This window comes from Allobosea sp. TWI1241 (genome assembly GCF_039673065.1).
Lineage (GTDB): Bacteria > Pseudomonadota > Alphaproteobacteria > Rhizobiales > Beijerinckiaceae > Allobosea.
On record NZ_JBDJKW010000004.1, the window covers coordinates 146556 to 165169 of the forward strand.

At 68.6% G+C, this 18614-nt stretch carries 20 protein-coding genes; 8 read left to right on the forward strand and 12 right to left on the reverse strand.

Annotated features, from left to right (window positions below; genetic code table 11):
- Position 1: 1 nt before the first annotated feature.
- From ABE438_RS07625 to soxY, 6 genes are all read right to left on the reverse strand, one after another.
- Entirely contained in the window at positions 2 to 331 is a 330-nt protein-coding gene (locus ABE438_RS07625) for a c-type cytochrome (protein WP_346501981.1), read from the reverse strand.
- On the reverse strand, positions 331 to 1053 hold the full coding sequence (locus ABE438_RS07630; protein WP_346501982.1) for a c-type cytochrome: 723 nt from the start codon (positions 1051 to 1053) through the stop codon (positions 331 to 333). Before ABE438_RS07630 ends, ABE438_RS07625 begins: the two co-directional genes overlap by 1 nt.
- A complete protein-coding gene (gene soxC, locus ABE438_RS07635; protein ID WP_346501984.1) occupies positions 1037 to 2305 on the reverse strand; it encodes a sulfite dehydrogenase in 1269 nt (422 codons plus the stop codon). Before soxC ends, ABE438_RS07630 begins: the two co-directional genes overlap by 17 nt.
- Positions 2306 to 2567: 262 nt before the next feature.
- Complete coding sequence (gene soxB, locus ABE438_RS07640) at positions 2568 to 4265, reverse strand: thiosulfohydrolase SoxB (RefSeq protein WP_346501985.1); 1698 nt, start codon at positions 4263 to 4265, stop codon at positions 2568 to 2570.
- Positions 4266 to 4361: 96 nt separating this feature from the next.
- A complete protein-coding gene (gene soxZ / locus ABE438_RS07645) occupies positions 4362 to 4691 on the reverse strand; it encodes a thiosulfate oxidation carrier complex protein SoxZ (protein ID WP_346501987.1) in 330 nt (109 codons plus the stop codon).
- Positions 4692 to 4736: 45 nt separating this feature from the next.
- The gene (gene soxY / locus ABE438_RS07650; RefSeq protein ID WP_346501988.1) at positions 4737 to 5201 is read right to left on the reverse strand and encodes a thiosulfate oxidation carrier protein SoxY; all 465 of its coding nucleotides are present in this window, start codon (positions 5199 to 5201) and stop codon (positions 4737 to 4739) included.
- Positions 5202 to 5404: 203 nt separating this feature from the next.
- Between soxY and soxA the strand changes: the two genes are divergently transcribed.
- Genes soxA through ABE438_RS07665 form a run of 3 tightly spaced genes read left to right on the forward strand, consistent with a single transcriptional unit; the run spans position 5405 to position 7723 of the window.
- Complete coding sequence (soxA, locus tag ABE438_RS07655; protein ID WP_465248579.1) at positions 5405 to 6208, forward strand: sulfur oxidation c-type cytochrome SoxA; 804 nt, start codon at positions 5405 to 5407, stop codon at positions 6206 to 6208.
- An 11-nt stretch (positions 6209 to 6219) separates the two neighbouring features.
- Positions 6220 to 6825, forward strand: a complete 606-nt coding sequence (soxX, locus tag ABE438_RS07660) for a sulfur oxidation c-type cytochrome SoxX (RefSeq protein WP_346501989.1) — start codon at positions 6220 to 6222, stop codon at positions 6823 to 6825.
- A gap of 10 nt (positions 6826 to 6835) precedes the next feature.
- On the forward strand, positions 6836 to 7723 hold the full coding sequence (locus tag ABE438_RS07665; RefSeq protein ID WP_346501990.1) for an MBL fold metallo-hydrolase: 888 nt from the start codon (positions 6836 to 6838) through the stop codon (positions 7721 to 7723).
- An 8-nt stretch (positions 7724 to 7731) separates the two neighbouring features.
- Here the strand turns inward: ABE438_RS07665 and ABE438_RS07670 are convergent, their stop codons facing one another.
- The 3 genes from ABE438_RS07670 to ABE438_RS07680 are packed head-to-tail and all read right to left on the reverse strand — an operon-like array spanning position 7732 to position 9629.
- Positions 7732 to 8805 (reverse strand): YeeE/YedE family protein, encoded by a 1074-nt coding sequence (locus tag ABE438_RS07670; RefSeq protein WP_346501991.1) that lies wholly within the window; start codon positions 8803 to 8805, stop codon positions 7732 to 7734.
- A gap of 45 nt (positions 8806 to 8850) precedes the next feature.
- On the reverse strand, positions 8851 to 9228 hold the full coding sequence (locus tag ABE438_RS07675; protein WP_346501992.1) for an ArsR/SmtB family transcription factor: 378 nt from the start codon (positions 9226 to 9228) through the stop codon (positions 8851 to 8853).
- On the reverse strand, positions 9225 to 9629 hold the full coding sequence (locus ABE438_RS07680) for a thioredoxin fold domain-containing protein (protein WP_346501993.1): 405 nt from the start codon (positions 9627 to 9629) through the stop codon (positions 9225 to 9227). Before ABE438_RS07680 ends, ABE438_RS07675 begins: the two co-directional genes overlap by 4 nt.
- A 57-nt stretch (positions 9630 to 9686) precedes the next feature.
- Between ABE438_RS07680 and ABE438_RS07685 the strand changes: the two genes are divergently transcribed.
- The gene (locus ABE438_RS07685) at positions 9687 to 10241 is read left to right on the forward strand and encodes a thioredoxin family protein (RefSeq protein WP_346501994.1); all 555 of its coding nucleotides are present in this window, start codon (positions 9687 to 9689) and stop codon (positions 10239 to 10241) included.
- Positions 10242 to 10437: 196 nt separating this feature from the next.
- On the opposite strand, the gene ABE438_RS07690 is transcribed toward ABE438_RS07685, so the two are convergent.
- Entirely contained in the window at positions 10438 to 10911 is a 474-nt protein-coding gene (locus ABE438_RS07690; RefSeq protein WP_346501996.1) for an Lrp/AsnC family transcriptional regulator, read from the reverse strand.
- 138 nt (positions 10912 to 11049) lie between these two features.
- Between ABE438_RS07690 and ABE438_RS07695 the strand changes: the two genes are divergently transcribed.
- On the forward strand, positions 11050 to 12270 hold the full coding sequence (locus tag ABE438_RS07695) for an aminotransferase-like domain-containing protein (RefSeq protein WP_346501997.1): 1221 nt from the start codon (positions 11050 to 11052) through the stop codon (positions 12268 to 12270).
- 259 nt (positions 12271 to 12529) lie between these two features.
- Positions 12530 to 13072, forward strand: coding sequence for a lipocalin family protein (locus tag ABE438_RS07700; RefSeq protein WP_346501998.1), 543 nt, complete (start codon positions 12530 to 12532; stop codon positions 13070 to 13072).
- 146 nt (positions 13073 to 13218) lie between these two features.
- On the opposite strand, the gene ABE438_RS07705 is transcribed toward ABE438_RS07700, so the two are convergent.
- Together ABE438_RS07705 and ABE438_RS07710 are read right to left on the reverse strand one after the other, a co-directional pair.
- Complete coding sequence (locus ABE438_RS07705) at positions 13219 to 14214, reverse strand: TRAP transporter substrate-binding protein (protein WP_346501999.1); 996 nt, start codon at positions 14212 to 14214, stop codon at positions 13219 to 13221.
- A gap of 740 nt (positions 14215 to 14954) precedes the next feature.
- Positions 14955 to 15860, reverse strand: a complete 906-nt coding sequence (locus ABE438_RS07710) for a 2-hydroxyacid dehydrogenase (protein ID WP_465248580.1) — start codon at positions 15858 to 15860, stop codon at positions 14955 to 14957.
- Positions 15861 to 16426: 566 nt separating this feature from the next.
- Between ABE438_RS07710 and ABE438_RS07715 the strand changes: the two genes are divergently transcribed.
- Both ABE438_RS07715 and ABE438_RS07720 read left to right on the forward strand, forming a co-directional pair.
- Positions 16427 to 17554: an iron-containing alcohol dehydrogenase gene (locus ABE438_RS07715; protein WP_346502002.1), complete on the forward strand. Its 1128-nt coding sequence runs from the start codon at positions 16427 to 16429 to the stop codon at positions 17552 to 17554.
- A gap of 39 nt (positions 17555 to 17593) precedes the next feature.
- Positions 17594 to 18340 (forward strand): SDR family oxidoreductase, encoded by a 747-nt coding sequence (locus ABE438_RS07720; RefSeq protein ID WP_346502004.1) that lies wholly within the window; start codon positions 17594 to 17596, stop codon positions 18338 to 18340.
- Positions 18341 to 18614: the final 274 nt, after the last annotated feature.

The following is an 18614-nucleotide window of genomic DNA, read 5'->3' on the forward strand; positions in this document are numbered from 1 at the left end:
TTCAGGGCTTCGGCGTCAGGCTGCCGTAATAGGCCGCCAGCGCCGCGATCTCCTCCTCCGAGAGGCGCGCGGCGATGGTCCGCATCACCTCGTTCTCTCGGTAGCGCTGCTTGTAGGATTCCATCAGCGCCACGAACTGCTCGGCGGGATGGCCGATGATCGCCGGGACGCCGCCGGCCTGCCGCCCGCTGGTCTGGTGGCAGGTGGCGCATTCCGAGGACAGGTATTCGCCCAGCGCGCGGTCGCCCGCGGCGCTCGCCGGCTGGCCGGAGACCGCGAGCGACACCGCCACGAAGGCCATCCAGCCGGTGGTCTCGGCCGCGGCCGCCATCAGTCGACCTTGGGCGCGGACTTGGAATCCGGCGTCACGTCGAGCACGGCGGCCCGGCCGGTGATCCTGGCCTCGCTGCGGCAGTCCTTCATGCAGGGCTCCTTGCCCCAGAACGCCTTCTCCGTCGTCTCTCGGTCGTCGTCGTAGAAGGCGGCGGCGTTGGGCAGCTTCACCGTGGTGAAGTTCTTGTCGGACAGCTCGAAATCCTCGTCCTTCACCAGGTCGTTGAGATAGAGCAGATAGGCGGTCAGCGCGTAGGTCTCGTCCGGCGTCAGCGACTGGGCGTTGCCATAGGGCATGGCGCGGTGGACGTAATCGAACACCGTCGAGAGATCGGGCCAGAACGAGCCGATCGTCTTCTCCGGCCGGTCGGAGGTCAGGCTGCCCTGGCCGCCGGCGAGCACCGGCCAGCGGCCATTGCCCTGGCCGAACTCGCCATGGCAGCTGGCGCATTGCGCCTGGAAGAGCTCGTCGCCCTGTTTCACCGTGCCCTTGCCGGGCGGCAGGCCCTTGCCGTCGGGCCGCACCGCGATGTCCCAGGCCTTGATCTCCTCCGGCAGGGCCACGCGGCCGAGGCCGAGCTTGACCGGCTGGGCCGGCGCGGGCTTTGCAGGGGCGGAGGGCTTCGCCGCCGGGCCGTTCTGCGCCAGCAGCGGCGCGGCGAGGAGGAGCGCCGCCGCGGCGAGCCCGGCGCGCAGGGTCGCTTCAACCGATCTCGACATTCTCGGTCTCCCCGTTCGCCTTCACATGCCAGGTCTGGATGCCGTTGTTGTGGTAGATCGAGTTCGCGCCGCGGACCTTGCGCAGCTCGTCCTTGGTCGGCTGGACGTAGCCGGTGGAGTCCATGGCACGCGACTGGATCAGCAGGTCGTGGCCGTTCCAGTCGAAGTCGACATAGAAGCGGGTCAGCGACTTCTCGAGCACCGGCCCGTCGATCCGGGCGTGCTGCCAGTTGCGGCCGCCGTCGAGGGTGACGTCGACGCGCTTGATCGTGCCGCGCCCGGACCAGGCCAGGCCGGAGAGCACGTTGCGGCCCTTGTGCTTCAGCGGCGCCTGCGGCGAGGGATTGGTCACCACCGACTTGGCATCCATGATGAAGGTGAAGCGGCGCGAGCGCCCGTCGGCCAGGAGATCGGTGTATTTCGAGGTCTCTTCGCGCGCCTGCCAGGGCATGTCGCCGACCTCGATGCGCCTGAGCCACTTGACCCAGAGATTGCCTTCCCAGCCGGGGATGACGGCGCGCAGGGGATAGCCCTGCTCGGGCCGCAGCGCCTCGCCATTCATCGCGAAGGCGATCAGCACGTCGTCGAGCGCTTTTTCCAGCGGCAGCGAGCGGTTCATGCCGGAGGAATCGGCGCCTTCCAGCATCAGCCATTTGGCGTTCGGCTTCAGCCCGGCCTCGGCCAGCAGCACCTTGAGCGGCACGCCGGTATACATGACGTTGTGCACCATGCCGTGGGTGAACTGGCAGCCGTTGAGCTGCGCCCCGCGCCACTCCATGCCGGAATTGGCGGCGCATTCGAGGAAGTGGACGCGGTTCTCGCGCGGCATGCGCCGGATGTCGTCCATGGTGAAGACGAGCGGCTTGTCGACGAGGCCGTGCAGCATCAGCCGGTGGTCCGCCGGGTCGATGTCGGCGATGCCGCCATGATGGCGCTCGAAGCACAGGCCCGAGGGCGTGATGATGCCGTCGAGTTCGTGCAGCGGCGTGAAGTTGACCGAGGATTCCGGCGAGGCGGTCAGCCAGGAGACGTCGCGGCGCACGACATGCTTCTCGAAGCGCGAGGGCGTGCCATAGGGGCGCTTGTCGACGCCTTCGCCGAGATAGCGGTTCCAGTCCTGGACCTCGGTGATCCGCGGGTCGGGCTTGCCGGCCTCGGCACGGGCGAGCCCGGTGCTGGCCAGGCCTGCGACCGCGGCCCCGCCGAGGAAACGGCGGCGGCTCAGCGCGTCGGGCTTGATGGGAGAGGTCATGCCTCGCCTCCTCGTCTGGGGATCGTCGTCGCGGCGAAGGCCCGGAAAATCGCTTGGAAAGTTTTGTCCTCGCGGGCGGCGGTCTCGAGCCCTCCCCCCGCTTGCGGTGCGGAGGGTTGGGTGGGGGGCAGTGCCGCTCGGCGCGACATCGAAGAATGGTGGAGCCCCGCTTTTCGGCCCCCCATCCCTGACACTTCCCCACCGCAAGCGGGGGGAAGGGGATGCGGCGCGCATCCGGGCGACCGCGCTGGAACGGACGCGCTCATGCTCCGCTCACCTTCACAGCGTCGTTCGGCTTGATCGTCACGGTCTTCGTCGCGGCGACGTGGTCGCGGACCACGTCCCAGATCGGCGGGCCCTGCGTGCCCTCGTTGACGCTGGCCCAGCCGGAGACGACGTAGCGCTTGCCGGCCTCGATCGGCTGGCCGGATTTGAGATGGGTCAGGCCGGAAATGCGGCTGCCCACCGGCTTGCCGACATCGATCGCGTAGCCCATGCCGCCGATGCGCACCATGTCGCCGCCGCCCTGGAAATAGGGGTCGGGGTGGAAGATGTTGTCGGCGACGTCCTCGAGGATCTCCTTGAGCTGCGCCCCGGTCATCTCCATGCGGTAGCAGTTCGGATAGGTGATCGCCGTGGCGTTGGTGATCGCCTCCCAGGTGATCGGCTCGCCGGGCAGCAGGCTGCCGCCCCAGCGGAAGCCGGGCGAGAGCGCGATCTCGGCGTCGCGCTGCGCCAGCATCGCATCGCAGATCAGGTCGTCGAAGCTGCCGTTGAAGTTGCCGCGCCGGTAGAGCAGCGATGCCGTCCGGCCGATCTCCTTCGCGAGGTCGGCGGCGAAGGGCGCGCGCAGCTTGGTGACCAGCGCGGCCATCTCCGTATCCGGGGCGATGGCGTCGGCGAAGACCGGCATCAGCTTGAAGCGGATGTCGGCGACCTTGCTGTCCTTCACCGCGATGTCGAGGCGCGAGACGAACTTGCCGTGTGAGCCGGAGCCGACCAGCACGGTGTCGCCGACGCGGATCAGGCCCGGCATGGCGTCGTGGGTGTGCCCGGTCAGGATGACGTCGATGCCCTTGACCCGGCCGGCGAGCTTGCGGTCGACGTCGAAGCCGTCATGCGAGAGCAGCACGACGATGGCCGCGCCCTCGGCCCGCGCCTCCTCGACCTGCTTCTGCAGCTCGTCCTCGCGGATGCCGAACTCCCAGTCGGGGAACATCCAGCGCGGATTGGCCACCGCCGTCCGCGGCAGCGCCTGGCCGATCACCGCGACCTTGACGCCGCCGGTCTCGAAGACCTTGCGCGGCGGGAAGACCGGCTCGTTCCATTCCTTGTCGCGGATATTCTGCGCCAGGAAGGCGAAGGGTGCGGCGTCGACGATCTCCTTGACGCGGTCTGCCCCGAGCGTGAACTCCCAATGCGCCGTCATCGCGTCGAGCTTCAGCGCCGCCATGGCCTCGACCATGTCCTGGCCCTTGGTCTGGAGCGCGCTCCAGCTGCCCTGCCAGGTGTCGCCGCCGTCGAGCAGCAGTACGCGGTCGTCGCCGCGCTCGGCCCGCACCGCCTTGACCAGCGTCGCGATGCGGTCGAGCCCGCCCATCCGGCCGTAATTGCGGGCCAGCGAGACGAAATCGTCCGAGGTCAGCGCGAACGCCTCCGGCGAGCCGGTGGCGATGCCGAAATGGGCGCGGAAGGCGGCATCGGTGAGATGGGGCGGCAGGCCCTTGACCTCGCCCACGCCGAGATTGATCGAAGGCTCGCGGAATTGCAGCGGCACGAGCTGGGCGTGGATGTCGGCCACGTGCAGGATCGTGACCTGGCCGAGCGGCTCGAAGGCCAGGATGTCGGCCTGGGACAGCTTCTGCTGCGCGGCCGCGCGCCCCAGCGGGCCCAGCCCCGAAGCGCTCGCCAGGACCGCCGCGGCGGCGCTGGCCTGCAGGAATTCACGTCTCGAGATCATGCGTCGTCCTTTGGGCGCGCGCATATCGCGGCCCAGGGCAGAAGGGATCGCAGAAGGGGGGCCCCGGCCGTGCCCGGCGGGAGCCGCAGCCTTGGCTCAGCCGACGGTGAGCTTGTTCTTCGAGCTGTATTCGGAGCCGTCGTCATCCTTCCAGGTGAAGGTGAACTCGCCGGATTCCGTCGCCTTGAAGAAGAAGGACTGGTACGGGTTGGCCGAGATCGCCGGGTGCCAGTCTGCGGCGAAGACCGGCTTGCCGTTGAAGCTCGCGGTGAAGCTGTTGATGATCTTGCGCGGGATGGTGGCGCCCTTGGCGTCCTTGCGCTGGCCTGACTCCATCTCGTGCGAGATCAGCGTCTTGATCTCGATCATCTCGCCGGCGGCGGCCTTGCTGGGGACGCGGACCCGTGGCGTGGGCTTGGTGCTCATGATGTTTCCTCGCCTTGTTGTCGTCGAGCGGTTCTCGCGCCGGCCTCAGCCGCCGCAGCCGCCGATCGTGACCTTGACGTTGGCCTTGGTGCTGTAGAGCGAGCCGTCCGACATCTCGGCGACGCAGACGATGTCCTGCGTCTGCGCCAGCCGCATGCGGGTGGCGGCGGCCGCCTTCCCGCAGGCGGGCGTGAACCGGTAGGTCACGATGCCGGGCTGCGGGTTGCCGTCGGCGAAGAGGTGGACGGCCTTGACGTAGTCGGTCTCGGTCATCGGGCTGTCGATCTCGACATTGACCGGCACGACCAGCCCGTTCTCGGCGATTTCGGGCACGTCGAGCTTGATCTTGCCCTGGCCCATCGGCTTGTCGCCGTAGAGCTTCTTGATCTCGGCGGCGACGGCCTTCTCGTCGGCCAGCGCAAGGCTTGGCGCGATGGCGCCGGCGGCAAAGGCGAGCGCGGCCAGCCTGACGGCATCGCGACGCGACGGCTTCACGGAGCCTGTGATCATGCCTGTCCCTCCCTAGGACTGTTCTCGTTTTAAGGCTTGACGGGGCGACGGATCGCCGCACATCATTTGCACGTATCGTGATATTGTTTTTTGTGAATGTAAAGCCCGGCGTCAGCCGAAACCATCGCGAGGCCCGCGTGCACAAGCGGGCCCGGAGGAAACGAAAGGTCCGAGGAATGAAGCTCCCCTTGCTCGGGGCGGCCATGCTGGCGGCTGCCATGACCTTTGCAGCCGGACAGCTGACGGCGCAGGCCCCGCCGGACGACAGCGAGAAGGAGATCGAGCGCTATCGCCAGATGCTCTCGGATCCGTTCTCCAATCCGGGCTTCCTCGCCGTCGACCGCGGCGAGGCGCTCTGGTCCGAGGCGCGCGGCAGCAAGAACGCCTCGCTCGAGACCTGCGATCTCGGCGAGGGGCCCGGCAAGCTCGAGGGCGCCTTCGCCCGGCTGCCACGCTATTTCGCCGATGCCGACCGCGTGATGGACACCGAGCAGCGCCTGCTCTGGTGCATGCAGACGATCCAGGGTCTCGACACCAAGGACGTGGTCGCCCGCCGCTTCTCCGGCCCCGGCCGGGCCTCCGACATGGAGGATCTCGTCGCCTTCATCGCCAACAAGTCGAGCGAGATGCCGATCCAGCCGCAGCTCTCCCATCCCAAGGAAAAGGAGATGGCGGAGGTCGGCGAGGCGATCTTCTTCACCCGCGGCGGCGTCAACGACTTCTCCTGCGCCACCTGCCATGCCGAGGAAGGCAAGCGCATCCGCCTCCAGGGGCTGCCCAACCTCTCGGTCAAGGGCAAGACGGCCCAGGAGACCATGGGATCGTGGCCGACCTACCGCGTCTCGCAGAGCGCGCTGCGCACCATGCAGCACCGCCTCTGGGACTGCTATCGCCAGCAGCGCTGGCCGGTGCCCGAATACGGCTCCGACGCGCTGACCGCTCTCACCGTCTTCCTGCAGAAGCAGGCCGAAGGCGGTGAGATCAAGGTCCCGTCGATCAAGCGCTGAGAGGGTCGACCATGCTCAAGCACACGCTCGTCTTCGCCGTCCTCCTGTGCGCGGCGCCCCTCGCCGCGCAGGAGCGCCCCTCCCAGGCCACCGTCGACGCCTATCTGAAGGCGACCTTCGGCAAGGCCCCGCCGGAATGGCAGGCCCGGATCAAGCCGGACGATTCCCTCGCCATCTGCAACGCCACCCGCAATAACCCGTCCTCGGCCCAGTCCGACGAGATCCTCAAGCGCGAGGGGGCGCGGGTCGTGCTGCCGGCCGACGGCAAGTTCCTCGGCGACTGGAAGAAGGGCTATGTCGTCGCCAACAACGGCCGCGGCGGGCAGTTCTCCGATGCGCCGGGCACGGTCTCGGGCGGCAACTGCTTCGCCTGTCACCAGCTCGACCCCAAGGAGGTCAGCTACGGCACGCTCGGTCCGAGCCTCGCCGCCTATGGCAAGGACCGGAAATACGATCCCGAGACGATCAAGGACGCCTACACCAAGATCTACAACTCGATGGCGGCGGTGCCGTGCTCGAACATGCCGCGCTTCGGCGTCAACAAGGTGCTGGACGAGCAGCAGATCAAGGACGTGATGGCCTATCTGTTCGATCCCGAATCGCCGGTGAACAAGTAGGGGGCGCCGCATGCTGACCCGCAGGAGCTTCTGCGCGGCGGGCGTCGCGGCGCTCGCCGTTCCCGCCCGGGCGCAGGTCGTCGCGACGCTGGGCGGCGGCCCGCAGACATTGACGGTGCTGAGCGATGGCGGGTTCGAGATGCCGGCGACCATGCTGGCGCAGGGCGTCGCGCCCGATGCGGTGGCGGCGCTGGTGAAGCAGCCGACGCCCTATCGTACCGTGCTCAACGTCACCTGCCTGCGGCGCGGCGACGAGACGATCCTGTTCGACTGCGGAGCCGGCCCCAATTTCCTGGCCGGCTCCGGCAAGCTCGCCGACAGCCTCGCGGCGGCCGGGATCGCGCCGGATACGGTGACGCATGTGGTCTTCACCCATCTACATCCGGATCATTTCTGGGGCGCGCTCGACGATTTCGACAGCCCGATCTTCCCGCAGGCGCGCTGGCTCGTCGCCGAGCCGGAGATCGCCTTCTGGACCGACTCCGGGGTCTATGAGCGGCTGCCGGAGGACCGTCACGCTTTCGCGGCCGGCGCCCAGCGCATCGCCAAGGAGCTCGGCGACAGGCTGGAGCGGCTGAAGCCAGGCGCCGAATGGCTGCCCGGGATCGAGGCGATCGCGACGCCCGGCCATACCCCCGGGCATACCTCCTTCGCCGTCCAGGCCGGTGGCGAGCAGGTCGTCGTGCTGGGCGACGCGCTCACCCATCCGGAGATCTCGTTCAGGCATCCGGACTGGCGCCCGGCGACGGATCACGACGCCGATCTGGCGGTCGCGACGCGCAGGCGCCTGCTGGAGCGGCTCGGCGCCGACAAGGCCACCATCGTCGGCTATCACCTGCCGGGCGGTGTCGGCCGCGTGGCGCAGGATGGCGCGGGCTACAGGTTCGAGCGCGCCTGAGCGCCGCTTCAGCCGCGCCGGAAGAGCCCGCGGAGCGAGCCTTCCATCAGGATTGCGATGCCGAGGCGCGCGCCCAGCATCATCCCGGCGATGGCGATCGGCCATGACAGCGCCATCAGCGATCCCGCCGAGACGCCCTGGCCGATGGTGCAGCCGCCGGCGAGGACGCCGCCGCCGCCCATCAGCACGGCCCCGAGCAGATGGCGGCGCATCTCGCGGTCGTCGTCGAACGCTTCCCAGCGGAATTCGCGATCGTAGACCGCCGAGAGGAAGGAGCCGAGCGTGACGCCGGCAAGGGTGCCGATGCCGAATTCCAGCAGGGCCGCGGGCGCGGTCAGCACGGCATAGAGCGCGCGGCCGACGGGCGAGACGAAGGTCAGGCTCTGCGAGCGCGGCACGGTCTCGAAGCTGTCGACCGCGATGCCGGTGACCCACCAGCCGGCGACGACGGCGAGGCCGAGCGTCAATCCTGCCAGGAGCAGCCGCGGCGAGCGGCGCAGCCGCGGATCGATCGCGACCGCCGCGATCAGCACGCAGGCGGCGACGGCGACCAGCATCAGCCGGGCGCCGGGAACGCCGAATCCGGCCAGCAGGGCGGCAAGATCGCTCTTCTGCCCGCCGGGGATCGGCCAGTAGACCCGCTCGAATACCTCGATCCTGACCGGCGCCAGCATGCCGCGCAGCGTGGCATAGGCGACCGAGCCGAACACCATCATCACGATCAGGCTGCGCAGGTCGCCGGCCCCCAGCCTGACCAGCGAGCCGAAGCCGCAGGTGCCGACCAGCGCCATGCCGAGCCCGAACAGCACGCTGCCGATGGCGATCGACAGCCAGGGCAGGGCGGGCTGGACATAGCTCGACATTGCCGGGTCGAGCAGCCCCGCGCCGACGAGCGATTGCGTGCCGGCGAGCGCGATCGCGAGCGCCAGGCCGAAGATCCGCAGGCGCCGGGTGTCGCCGCCCATCCAGGCGTCCTCGACCGCGCCGAAGGAGCACAGGCGGGCGCGGCGCACCGTGAAGCCGCAGGCCGCGCCGATCAGCATGCCGGCGAGCGTGGCGCCCCAGGGACCGAGCGGGGTCATGGGCCGGGTGCGGTCATCGGTACGGCACCGGCGAGGCCAGTTTCGTCACCGCGCGGCCGTGCCGTCGGCGGGGCCGCAGAAAATGCCATAGATCACGGCGATGACCTGCCGCACATCGTCATTGGCCAGGCTGTAATAGATCGCCTTGCCGTCGCGGCGGGTGGTGACGAGCTGGTCGAGCCGTAGCCGCGCCAGCTGTTGCGACACCATCGGCTGGCGCAGCGAGAGCAGGTTCTCGAGCTCGGTGACGGTGCGCTCGCGCTCGGCGAGCAGGCAGAGCAGCAGCAGCCGATTCTCGTGCGAGAGCGCCTTGAGGAAGTCGCTCGCCTTGCGCGCCTTGCGCATGAGCTGGTCGAGCTCGGGCGAGAACTCGGCGCCGTCGCGCAGTTCGGTCTCCAGCGCCTTCGAGACGATCGCTGTCATTGTGCCAGGGCCTTCGATGTCGTTATCGTCGGGGCGGGCGGCGCCAAACCGGCGATCAGCCGGCCAAGCAGGCCCCAGAACATGTCGTCGTTGAGATAGCCCGTGATGCGGCCGGCCTCGCGACCGTCCTGCATCAGGACGAAGGTGGGCGTGGCGAACACGGGCTCGCGCAGGCCGGCGCCGGACACCCCGCCCGCCGGCAGCGTGATGCGCTGCAGCGGCGCCAGCCGGCCCTCGGGCGTCTTGTCGTAGACCGGCGCCACCTCGCGCTCGAAGCGCACGCAGAACGGGCAGCCCGCGCGCGTATACATGACGAGGTCGGCGGCGACGGCGGGCGCGACCGCCAGCAGCGCCGCAACGACCATCGTCAGCCCGGCGAAAGACGAAGCCCTTGCGTTCATCGCGATAACATAGTCGTATTCCTATGTTTGCACCAGATGCGATCGCGAGGCGCCCTGATGATCACGAGGCGGGCAATCGTCGCAGCCGGCCTGGCGGGTCTGCCCACCCTGGCGGCCGGACCGGCCCGGGCCGCCGCCCGGCTCTCCGAGGACGGCCTCTACCAGATGGACTGGTATCACGAGAGCTTCCTCGACCTCGCCGAGGATCAGCGGACGGCGAGCGAGCAGGGCAAGCGCTTCGCCGTCCTCTGGGGTCTGCGCAACTGCCCGGCCTGCCGGGTGATGCATCGCGACTATCTCGCCGATCCCGCGATCGAGGCCTTCATCCGCGAGCGCTTCCTCGTCCTGCACCTCAACATCCTCGGCGCGCGGGAGGTCACGGATTTCGATGGCTCGCGCCTGTCGGAAAAGGCGCTGGCAGCGCGCTACGGCATCGAGGGAACCCCGGCGATCCAGTTCTTTCCCGCCTCGGCGGAGGCGCTGGCGACCCTGCCGCCGCGAGCCCGCGAGGCCGACCGCATGGCCGGCCTGCCGCCCCGCGCGGAGTTCCTCGCCATGTTTCGGCGACTGGCTCCCGGAGCGGCACCGGACAAGCCGGCCGCAGTCCGCTGACGCCCTCGTAACCGGGCGCGGAGGGCGGACCCGCGCGCCTCAGGCCAAGGCCGGCCAGGACCGGTCAGCCGGCTGCGGCCGGGCGTCCGGCCTCGTGGTCGATGACGCCGTCCATCGGCTGGGCGATCCACTGTTCAGACGCGGTGCGGTAGGCCCTCCGTAGCGGCCTTGTCGATCGCCGCCGGGCGTCGGAGCGTTATCGCAGCCCGGCGAGCGGGAAGGACGATTGCTTGAGGACGAGCATGGTCGAGGTCTCGGCCACGGTGGGCAGGCCCTGCAGCGTGCCGGTCACGAATTGTCGCAACGCCTCGATATCCTCGACCCAGACCCGCAGCAGGTAGTCGCTGGCGCCGGTGACCAGCATGCATTCGGTGATCTCCGGCCGGTCGCTGATCGCCTTGAGGAACTGCTCGTGGCCCTCGGGCCCGTGGCGCGCCAGCTTGACCGAGACCATGACGCAGAGATTGAGGCCGAGCGCGGCGGGGTTGATCCGGGCGGTGTAGCCCTCGATGACGCCCGCCTCCTCCAGCTGCCGGATACGCCGGCTGCAAGGCGTCGGCGACAACCCGACCCGCTCGGCGAGATCGAGATTGGAGATTCGCCCGTCGTCGATCAGCTGAGACAGGATGCGGCGGTCGATCGGGTCGAAACGCGGCTGTAGTGATTTCACCTGCGATCTGGCTTTGTGTTGGCGCATGTCGCTCCGATCCCGTGCCGTCTCAATCGAATTTGCACGCATTCGCTCGCATGGCGAGCGCTATTCTGCGGCCGCCGGTTCTGCGCCGGCGATCGGCATCGAGGACTGGACATGACTCCGACAAGCGGGGCGCCGCGCCCGCCCTTCGCCCGCTGGCTGGGGACGACCAACGACATCACCCGGACGTTCCTCTCGGCCGGGCGGATTCCCGGGCTGATCAACATGGCCGGCGGCCTGCCGGAGGCGGCGACCTATCCGGTGGCGGCGCTGGCGGCGATCGCCCGCGAGGTGGTCGAGGCCCATCCGCACGACGTGCTCGGCTATGGGCCGATCGAGGGCCTGCCGGAACTGCGCGACGCCTTGGCACGGCGCTTCGCCACGCCGGCGCTGGCGCTGACGCGCGCCAATGTGCTGGTCACCACTGGCGGAATGCAGGGGCTCGACCTGATCGGCAAGGCGCTGCTGGACGAGGGCGACCTGATCGCCGGCCAGTTCCCGACCTATCTCGGCGCGCTCGACGCCTGGCGCCCGCGCGCGCCGCGCTTCCGCCCGATGCCGCTGGGCAAGGCCGGTTTCGATGCGGTGACGGCGCTCGACGGCGCGAAATTCGCCTATACCGTGCCGAACTTCTCCAACCCGACCGGCCGGATGGTCGGCCTCGAGACGCGCCGCGCGCTGGCCGAGGCGGCGCACCGCACCGGCACCTGGCTGGTCGAGGACGATCCCTATGGCCGGCTGCTCTATGACGGCGAGCCGCTGCCGCGGGTGATCGAGCTGTCGGCGCAGGCGCGCCTGGGCGAGCCCTATGACGGGCCGGTCGTCTATATGGGCACGCTGTCGAAGGAGATCGCGCCCGGCCTGCGCATCGGCTGGGTGATCGCCGCGCCCGCAATGATCGAGGCGCTGACCATGGCCAAGCAGGGCTCGGACATGTGCACCAGCGGCCTGACGCAGCGCATTGCGCTCGCGGCGCTGGAGGCCGGGCTGATCGAGCAGATCCAGCCGCTGGTGCTCGACACCTATCGCGCCCGCCGCGACGCACTCTGCGCCGCCATGGACGCGCATCTGCGCGACTGGCTCGACTGGGAGGTGCCGGTCGGCGGCATGTTCGTCTGGGCGACCGCGCGCGACCGCGCGCTGAGCACCGACCTCCTGCTGCCGCATGCGATGAGCGCAGGCGTCTGCGTCTCGCCGAGCAGCGTCTTCGACGCGGCGGGCCAGGACCGCAGCGCCATCCGCATCAACTTCACGCTGAACGATCCGCAGCGCCTGCAGGAGGGTGTCCGGCGTCTGGCGCGCGCGTTCGAGACCATGCAGGCACGGCGCGGCTGAACCGGGGCCCGGCCGCGTGCGTCGCCTCAGTCGCGATGCGTATCGACGGCCGGCAGCGTGTCGCGGATATCGCTGCGGCTCTTCCAGCCCGGCCCGGGCGGCGCGCCCTGGGCGGGCGGCGTCGCTCTCGGTAGGGCGATGGTCGTGGACGGCGGCTAACCGGTGCCGCTGGCGGCAAGCTGCAAGGCCAAGGCACCCGGGCGGTGGAACACTGCGCCGGGCCTCGCGTTTGGAGGCAGCCACCGAAGGGGGAGCTGCGATGAAGAGCGTTCTGTTGGGGTTGACCGTTGGATCGGGCGTGTTGCTCGCCGCCTGCAATCCGCTGGAGAGCGGGCCTGTCGGCAACGCCGCCGTTCCCCAGCCGGCTAAGCCGGTCGAGCTCGGGCGTTATGCCGGCACCTGGTACGAGCAGGCGCGCTACGAGGCCGGCTTCCAGAAGGACTGCGAGGGCGTCACGGCGGTCTATGCCGCGAAGCCGGACGGCAGCGTCGGCGTGGTCAATTCCTGCCGCCAGGGCAGCCTGACCGGCCCGCTCAAGACCGCCGAAGCCACGGCGCGCGTGGTCGAGGGTTCGAACGGCAGCAAGCTCAAGGTCAGCTTCTTCTGGCCGGTCGAGGGCGATTACTGGGTGCTCGACCGGGCCGCCGACTATTCCTGGTCGATCGTCGGCGAGCCCTCCGGCCGCTATCTCTGGATCCTGACGCGCAGCCAGCGCATCGGCCCTCAGGCCTATGCGGCCCTGGTGCGCCGGGCGCAGGTGCTGGGCTACGACACCGCCATGCTGCGCCGGACCCAGCAATAGCGCGCACCGCACCGTGCAGCGCGGCGGGGAGGGCGCTTGCGTCCCGCAGCCGCCGTCGATGCGGCTCGCACTGAAACCGGCTGAATACTGCGTCGGCGGACAGGCGCCGGAGCCGGCGAACCGGGCTCCGGCGATCGATGTCGGCTTTACGGCTTGGCGCTCGCGGCCATGGCGGCGCGCGCTTGCTCCACCAGATCGGTGCCGATCTTCTGGCTGTACTCCTTCACGACCGGCGCGACACGCTCGCTCATGGCTGCGATCGCTTCAGGCGTGGGGCGGGTGATCTTGAAGCCTTTCGCCTCGAGCTCGCTTTCCAGCTGCTCCGCCGCCTTGCGGGAGAGATTGCGCTGGAACGCCGCCGATTCCTTGCCGGCCTCCATGACCAGCGCCTTGTCCTTGTCGGACAGGCTCCCGAACCACTTCCGGCTGGCGAGGAGGACGAACGGCGTATAGACGTGCCCCGTCTTGGCGAGGTGGCCCTGCACCTCGTAGAACCGCGCGGTATAGATCAGGGCGTACGGCGTCTCCTGGGCGTCGACCGCGCGATTCTCGAGCGCGCTGTACAGCTCGGGCCAGGGCAGCGGCGTCGGATTGGTGCCGAGCGCCGTCCAGGTCGCGATGAACAGTGGGTTCGGGATCACCCGGATGTTGAGCCCGGCCATATCCTGCACGGTGTTGACCGCGCGCTTGCCGTTGGTCATGTGGCGGAAGCCGTTGTCCCACCAGGCCAGCCCGACGATGCCGGTCTTGTCCTTCAGCTGTCCGAACAGCTTTTCGCCGACCGGACCGTCCATCACGGCATCCACCGCGGCGAAGTCCTTGTAGAAGAACGGCAGGTCGAAGATCATGAATTGCGGAACGACGCCGACCAGGTTGGGCGTCGGGCCGACCATGATGTCGATGAAGCCGGCCTGGACCGACGCCTGCATCTCCGGTTCGCTTCCGAGCACGCCGTTGCCGAATGTCTCGATCTTGATGCGGCCACCGGTCTTCTGTTCCACCAGCTTCGCGAAATGGCGCGAGGCCTCTCCCACCGGGTGATCGGGGACGGGGACGTAGCCCAGGCGCGCAGTCTGAGCGATGGCCGGAGCGGCGGCCAGAAGGCCTCCGACAAGCGCGGCCGCGAGCATCTTCATGTTCATCGTGTATCCTCCCATTGATATTGATTATCGAGAACCGGAGTGCCGGACGCTTTTTTTGATGAATACGCGCTTTCGGCACTGCGATTTTGATATTCGGCCAGGGTTAACCTGTATGGTCCCTCCGATTTTGTAGCGAAGAGGTCGCTTTCTTGGCGGGATCTTCATGGTGAAGATGCGCTGGCCGGCAGTATGATCCCCTACCTCTGCGGACTTGCGATGGACCTGGCCCGGAGCCTGCCTGGCAGATGGCTTGCGCCGCCATAAAGGCAGACCGCCGGCAAGATCAGGCCAAGTATCCCTCGCCGAATAGCGGAGGCCTGGCGCGGCGATCATGGCCACGCCCTCCTGTCCATACGGTCTTCACAGCCTCTCCTCCGTTATCCGAGTGACTGATCTCGACATCGCGGCCCGCCCGAGCCCCAAATCGGCAACTCGGCGGCGTTTGTCCATAATATGGTCTACATGTCCAATAAGATATGATGGCCAGACTGAAAACCAATTGTCAACGCTTCGACGATCCGCGCATTCTGGGCCTGATGGTCCGCGTCGCCCAAGGGCTTCGGCTGGCCGCTCGCCGCTGTCGGCGCGGCTAAAGGAGGAGGGGGGTTGCCAGGCTGCCGGTCGCGGCCGCGATGGGCGAGCGGTCGGAGCCCATGCCCGAGCGGCGGTAAAGGACATCCTCCGGGCGCTTTCGCGGGCGATCCGAACCTCGCCGGGACGATCGTCCACGCCAGCACGCGCTATGGCACGGCGGTGAGCGCCGCGCCGTTCTCGAACCAGGCGACCAGATTCTGCGCCACGAGGTCCGCCATTGCGGTGCGCGTACTGACCGAGGCCGAGCCGATATGCGGCAGGATCGTCAGGTTATCGAGTGCCAGCATCTCGTCCGGGACATTCGGTTCGTCGGCCAGCACGTCGAGCCCGGCCGCGGCGATGGTTCCCGTACGCAGTGCCTCGACCAGCGCAGCCTCGTCCACGACGGTTCCGCGGCCGACATTGATGAACACGCCCTGCGGCCCGAGAGCGGCCAGCACCGCGGCATTCACGCTCTTCGCGGTCGACAGGTCCCCGGGCACGATCGAGATGAGCACGTCGACGGCGCGGGCGAGGTCCAGCAAGGATGGATAATGGTCGTAGGCGACGCCGTCCGCCGGGCGCCGGCTGTGATAGGCGACGGGTAGGCCGAACGCCTCGACGCGCCGCGCGATGCAGCGGCCGATCCGCCCCATGCCGTAGATTCCGACCTTGCGGTTGCGCAGCGTCAGAGGGCTGAGCGGGTAGTCCGTCGCTGACCACCGGCCCGCGCGAACGAAGCTCGCTGCCTGCGGGATCTCGCGCACGACGCTGATCAGCAGGCCGAGCGTGAGGTCGGCGACCTCCTCGTTCAGCACGTCGGGCGTGTTGGTGACGACGATGTTCCTGCTGCGTGCGTAGGCGACATCGACATCGTCATAGCCGACGCCGTAGCTGGCGATGATCTCCAGCCTGGGAAGGGCATCGATGAACCGTCGATCGATGCCGGTGCGACAGGCCACACCGCGGATTGAAGCGCGCACCGCTTCGGAAAGATGGGCGCGAATGTCGCAATCAGGGCTTTCGACGATGTCGAAATGCGTTCGGAGCGTGGTCCGGGCATGGTCGTGCATCCAGCCTGGGATCAGCACGGTGGCGGGGTTCGACAACGGGCATCCTTCCGGTTCGGGGTGTTGCTTCCGGCAGAGGCGGCCGCAGGCGACCGTCTGCCTTTCGGAGGCGAGGTGCGCGCGGAGCGAACGCGACGACACCTCGACGGCTGACGCCGGCTTCCTCCCGCTCGCGGGTGCCGAACGACGCATCCTCTGCCGGGCCGTCTGCTGCCGCGTGAGAAATCGATCGTCCTGGCCGCATGGGCGCAGGCCCTGCGCTGCGCGCCGGAGCAGTCGCCATGCCGGCGTCACGGTGGCTGGTTCCTCCCAAGACAGGCATGCGGTCGCCTATATAGTGGGCATTGTGTCCATGAATTCTGTCGTCCGGGCGACCTCGCTGTCAAGCCGGCGTCTGACCGACCCTGACGCGGTGCTTGACAAGGCGCTTTGCCCGTAAGAAATTCATGGGCAATCTGTCCATATAATGGATAAAGCGGGTCGGCTATCCGGCGGTGCCAATTGATGGCGTGCCGCGGCCCATGGAGGGCTGCAGCGATGTGGCCGGGCGAACGATCAGGGGGGATTGCGTGCACACCATCACCTATTTGACCAACATCAGTTTCGGCCTGGGAGCGTCCGATGCGCTGGCGGACACGCTGCGCGAACTGGGGGTGTCGCGTCCGCTGGTGATCAGCGATCACGGCATCAAGGCTGCGGGTCTACTTGAGCGTCCGGGCTTCGCGTTCCTGCAGGGGGCGCCGGTCTTCCTGGACGTTCCGACCAATCCCACCGAAAGCGCGGTTGCCGCCGGGCTCGACCTGTACCGGCAAGGTGGCTGCGACGGCGTCGTCGCGATCGGCGGGGGATCACCGATCGACCTGGCCAAGGGCGTGGCGCTCCTTGCCACGCATGAGGGCGAGCTGGAGCGATATGCGGCGATCCTCGGCGGCGTGGCGCGCATCACCAGTGCGGTGGCGCCGCTCGTGGCGATCCCCACGACGGCCGGCACGGGGTCGGAAGTCGGGCGCGCGGCCCTGATCACGCTGGATGACGGCCGAAAGCTCGGCTTCATCAGCCCGTACCTGATCCCGCGCCGCGCGGTCTGCGATCCGGCCCTGACCATGGGGCTTCCCCCGGGCCTGACGGCTTCGACGGGGCTCGACGCGCTGTCGCACTGCATCGAGACCTACCTGTCGCCCCGCTTCAACCCGCCCGCCGAGGCGATCGCCACCGACGGCTTCAAGCGCATCTGGAAGGCTCTGCCCGTCGCCTATGCCGATGGCGCGAACGCCGAGGCGCGCACCGAGCTGATGATGGGCGCTCTCGAAGGCGGCATGACGTTCCAGAAGGGGCTCGGCGCCGTCCATGCGCTGAGCCATGCGCTGGGCGGTCTCAAGGAGGCGAAGCTTCATCATGGCACGCTCAACGCCATCCTGATGCCGACGGTCCTGCGCTGGAACGTCTCTGTCGAAGCGGTTGCCGCGAAGGTCGGCCATCTCGAAAGCCTGGCGGGGCTTGAAGGCACGACGCTGGCGGACGCGCTGGACGCGTTGAACAATCGACTGGGCATTCCCCCCAGATTGTCCGGGCTCGGGGTGCCCCGCAACGTCATCGACTGGGTGTGCGAGCGGGCCCTTGCCGACCACAGCCACCCCACCAATCCCCGTCCCCTGAGCAAGGAAGACTATGCCGCGATCCTCGAGGCCGTGTTCTAGGCCGGGAACGCCACAGGGAAGGAGCGGGGAGGGAGTTCCGTGAGACCGATCGTGATCGTGACGGGCGCAAGCCACGGCATCGGCAGGGCAACGGCCAGGCTGTTTGCCGCCGAAGGCTACGACGTCTGCATAAACTATCTCTCGGACAGCGCTGCGGCGGCCGAGGTCGTCGAGGCTTGCAAGGCCGAAGGCGCCCGCGCCATCGCGGTGCAGGGAGACGTGGGGCGCCGGGAAGACATCCAGGCCCTGTTCAGCGCCTGCGACGAGCAGCTCGGGAGAGTGACCTGCCTGGTCAACAATGCCGGGATCATCGGCAAGGCCGGCAGGATCGAGGAGCTCCAGCCCGAGGTGCTGGAAACCGCCTTCAGGATCAACGTCTTCGGCGTCATGTACTGCATCCAGGAGGCCGCGCGACGCATGTCGACCCGCAAGGGCGGACAGGGCGGGACGATCGTGAACATGTCGTCGCTGGCCGCCTTCCTCGGCAGCCCCAACGAATATGTCCACTACGCCGCCACCAAGGGCGCGGTGGAGTCGATCACATTCGGCGCGGGCAAGGAGCTGGCGCCGGAGGGCATCCGCGTGAATGCCATCCGCGTCGGAACCACCAATACGCGGATACACACGCAAGGCGGCAATCCCGAGCGCCCGGCCAGGATCGCCGCGGCAACGCCCATGGGGCGCATCGCGGAGCCCGAGGACATCGCACGCGCTGCCCTGATGCTCGCCTCGCCCGGCTCCGGATTCATGACCGGCACCTTGATCACGGTCGCCGGCGGCCTCTGACGCTCCGCTGTCGGGGCATCTCGTCGAAGCGCACCGGGCTGGCCCGGCACGCTTCGGGGAGTGCATGCGCGTCTCGGCGATGGACGGTTGCTCCGGCGCGAAGAGGCACGATGCGCGTCGGAGGGCGGCTCGTCTTCGGTCGAGGCAGGCATCGGCGCCGCGACCTTGTCGCTGCGCGACCGATCGATCGGCCCCAGCGGCAGCCAATACCCCGCATGCGTGGAAGCCCTGACCCCGCCCGCTCTGCGCGGTTGAACTTGCGCTTTGCCAGACG